The sequence below is a fragment of the Streptomyces recifensis genome, assembly GCF_002154615.1.
Lineage (GTDB): Bacteria > Actinomycetota > Actinomycetes > Streptomycetales > Streptomycetaceae > Streptomyces > Streptomyces griseoluteus.
This window is the reverse complement of record NZ_MUNH01000886.1, coordinates 1-3,385: the sequence shown is the minus strand read 5'-3', so window position 1 is coordinate 3,385 and position 3,385 is coordinate 1. Positions and strand designations below refer to the sequence as shown.

Annotated in this window: 2 protein-coding genes and 1 pseudogene; all 3 read left to right on the top strand. The window is 71.8% G+C overall.

What is annotated here, in order from left to right; all coding sequences use genetic code 11:
* Window positions 1-195 (top strand): annotated as a pseudogene (locus tag CCN33_RS32605) (TetR/AcrR family transcriptional regulator); the annotation flags it as partial.
* Between the two features lie 224 nt (window positions 196-419).
* Window positions 420-1,913 (top strand): alpha/beta hydrolase, encoded by a 1,494-nt coding sequence (locus CCN33_RS30600; RefSeq protein ID WP_086696516.1) that lies wholly within the window; start codon window positions 420-422, stop codon window positions 1,911-1,913.
* 249 nt (window positions 1,914-2,162) lie between these two features.
* On the top strand, window positions 2,163-3,385 hold a 1,223-nt coding region (locus tag CCN33_RS30595; RefSeq protein WP_244173998.1), incomplete at its 3' end, for a PAS domain-containing protein.

The following is a 3,385-nucleotide window of genomic DNA, read 5'->3' as shown; positions in this document are numbered from 1 at the left end:
CCCCACCTCGACGCCCTCGCCGTCCAACTGACCGCGGCACTGGAGGGCCCCCTCCTGCTCTACCTGTCCATGGACGAAGCCGCCACCGGCCCCGCCCCGGACGTGGGGCACCCCCTGGCAGAGAGCTGGCAGAACCTCGTCGAACAGCTCCTGCCGGACACCAGGACCACACCAGGGCAGAACCCGCGCGCCTGATCCCACGGACGGCCCGGCACCCGCCTTCACGCCCCCGCGAACCGCGCGCTCAGGAGGTCCCACCGCCATGCCCCACCTCCCCACCTCCCCTGTGGCTCGTGCGGTGCCAGGCCCGTGGCAGCGGACGGCTTCATGACGGCCTCTCGGCAAACAAGTAAGCCCCCTTGTCGACAGGGGGGTTCACCGGATGTGAGCGGACCACCGAATCCGCGAGGCTCGTCCGCATGAAGCAGAGCAGAAGTTCACGAGCCGCCTGGCTCACCGTCTCCGCGGCCCTCCTCGGCCTCGCCACTCCGCTGAGCGTCTCCCCTCGCGCGGCAGCGGCACCTCCGTCCGCCGCCCTCCACTGGACCCGGTGCGCCGGCGGCGGGCTCGATGCGCGTCAGCAGTGCGCCTCGCTGAAGGTGCCGATGGACTACGCCGACCCTGGCGGCCGCACGATCGACATCGCCGTTTCCCGGATTCCCGCCGCGAAGCCGGCCACCCGACGCGGGGCACTGCTGCTGATCCCGGGCGGGCCGGGCAACACAAGCCTCGCCGACCCCTCCGGGAAGGGGCAGAGGCTGCCGCAGGCCGTGCGGGACCAGTACGACCTGATCGGCTTCGCGCCGCGTGGGCTCGCTCCGTCCACCACCGTCAGCTGCGCCCTCCAGCACGCCGACCTCGCCACGTCGACGTTGCGTCCCTGGCCGGCCCCGGACGGCTCGATCACCGGGAACGTGGCCACCGCCCGCCGGCTGTCGCAGACCTGTGCGCGCAACGGAGGCGAGCTGATCCGGCACATCAGCACCCTTGACGAGGTCCACGACATCGACCGCATCCGCGCCGCGCTCGGCGAACACCGGCTCGCCGCCTGGGGCGTCTCGTACGGCACGTACGTGGGCGCTGTCTACAGCCAGCGGTTCCCTCAGCACACGGACCGCATCGTGCTGGACAGCAACGACGATCCGGATCCCACCCTGGTCGAGCGCGGCTGGCTGCGCGCGTACGAGCGCGGGGTGGAGGACACCTTCCCGGAGTTCGCCCGGTGGGCCGCGGCCGCCGGCAACCCGGACCGGGTGGCGGCGACCGCCGACGAGGTACGGCCGCTGTTCCTGAGCCTCGCCGCCCGCCTCGACCGGGCACCACTCCCCTGGCCGGGCGCCAACCCCCCGGAACTGAACGGCAACGTGCTGCGTCAGACCATGCTGGACAGCCTCTACGCACCCAGCCGCTTCCCCGCCCTGGCCGAGCTGATGCTGGCCGCCCGGCACGGCACGGTGCCTCCCGCGCCGCAACAGCCGCCGGACCAGGCGCTGCAGAACCTCGCCGCGGTCAGCATCGGCACGATCTGCAACGACGTGGCCTGGCCGACATCGACGGCCCACTACCGCGAGGCCGTCGCCGACAGCCGCCGCCTGCATCCGCTCACCGCAGGAATGCCCCGCAACGCGATGGTCTGCGCCGCGTGGCCGTACCCGCCGCGGCGGTCCCCGGTACGGATCACCGGACAAGGCCCGTCCGACATCCTGCTCGTGCAGAACGCCCGTGATGTGGCCACTCCGCTCAGCGGCGCCCGGAGACTCCGCCGGGCCCTCGGCACACGCGCTGTCATGGTCACCGTCGACTCCACCGGCCACAACGCCTACCTCGCCAACGGCAACCCCTGCGGCGACCGCACCGTCTCCCGCTTCCTGGCCACCGGTCAGCGACCCGACGGGGACGTGTACTGCCCCTAGAGACGCTTGAGGACAGAGCAGAGCCTGGCGGGGCTGATTCCGGGTGCAGCCTCACGCGGCCAGGAAACGGTCCGGGCCGGCACCTCGCGGTCCCCTCCTCGGCGGTGCCCGCCACCATGTGGGCTGATCGGTACCGGCGAGGCCGCCCGCTGGGACAACGTCCAGAACGCGTCCGGCGCCATGCGGTCGACAAGCGCCCGGGGTGCCGCACCTGCTGCCGCCGACATCACGAAAAAGTACATTTGTACGGTGAATGACCGATTGGCGCTGCTCGCTGGTGCGAAAGAGGGCCTCACGGAAGGTGAGGTGCTGCGGCTCGCGCTCCAGCACGCAGTCACCGAACTGAACGGGCTGGGCGGCGCGGTCCACCTGTGCGGGCCGATGTCCGCACTGCGGCTGGTGACGTCCGCGGGGCTGCCGCCCGCCCTCATCCGTGGCTGGCAGATCGTCGAGCAGGACAGCCCCGCCGCGCCGGCTCGCGCTGTCCGCCGGGACGGGCGTGTCTGGGCGCCTCACGGTTCCACTGGACCAGCTGACGCGTTCGACTGTCCCGGCACGGGCCTGGCGTCCGTCGTGCTCCGCGACGACACCCGTCCTGTCGGTTCGCTCACCGTCGTCACCGGCGCCATGGGGGAGCCCACCGAGGAGCAATGGACCTTCCTCACCGCGGTGACGGCTTGGGCGAAGGAACGCATGGAGCAGGCACCACCACCTGCGCGCCCGGCGTTGGAGGAGGACGGGGCAGGCAGGCTGCGCCAGGCGCTGAGGGCCGTTGAGGTGGGCACCTGGGAGTGGGACATCAAAACCGGCGAGCTGAGCTGGGACGACGCGGCGATGGCGGTCTACGGCGTCAACCCCGCCGAATTCGTGCCGCGGGTCGAGAGCTGGATGAAGGTCGTCCACCCGGACGACGTGCCCTGGACGTTCGCGGCGGCGGAGAGGGCCATCCGCGACCGGGGTACTTTCGAGGCCGAGTACAGGGTGGGGCGCCCCGACGGTAGCTACAGATGGACGGAGGCCCGCGGCCGGGTGGAGCTCGACAGCGCCGGCGAGCCCGCCCGGATGATCGGGACGGCCTGGGAAAGCACCGAGCCACGTTCGGCCCGTGACGCACTCAGCCGCGCACTGCGCCACATGAGCGACGGCTTCCTCGCCGCGGACGATGACTGTCACATCACCTTTGTCAACCACAAGGCGGAGGAGGTGCTGGGCTCGCCGGAAGAGGAACTGCTCGGCCGAGCGCTGTGGACACTGGAGTCGCTGCGCCGAATCCCCGACCTGGAGGCACGCTGCCGGAAGGCCGCCGCCGGTGCCGTTCCGACCAGCTTCGACCTGCGCAACCCTGACACCGGGAACTGTTACCACGTGCGGCTCGTCCCCGTTCCCGGCGGGGTCACCCTGTACTTCACCGACGTCACCGACCGGCGCAGAGACGAGGCGGAGCGGGCCGCCGCGGCACGTGCCGCCACCGA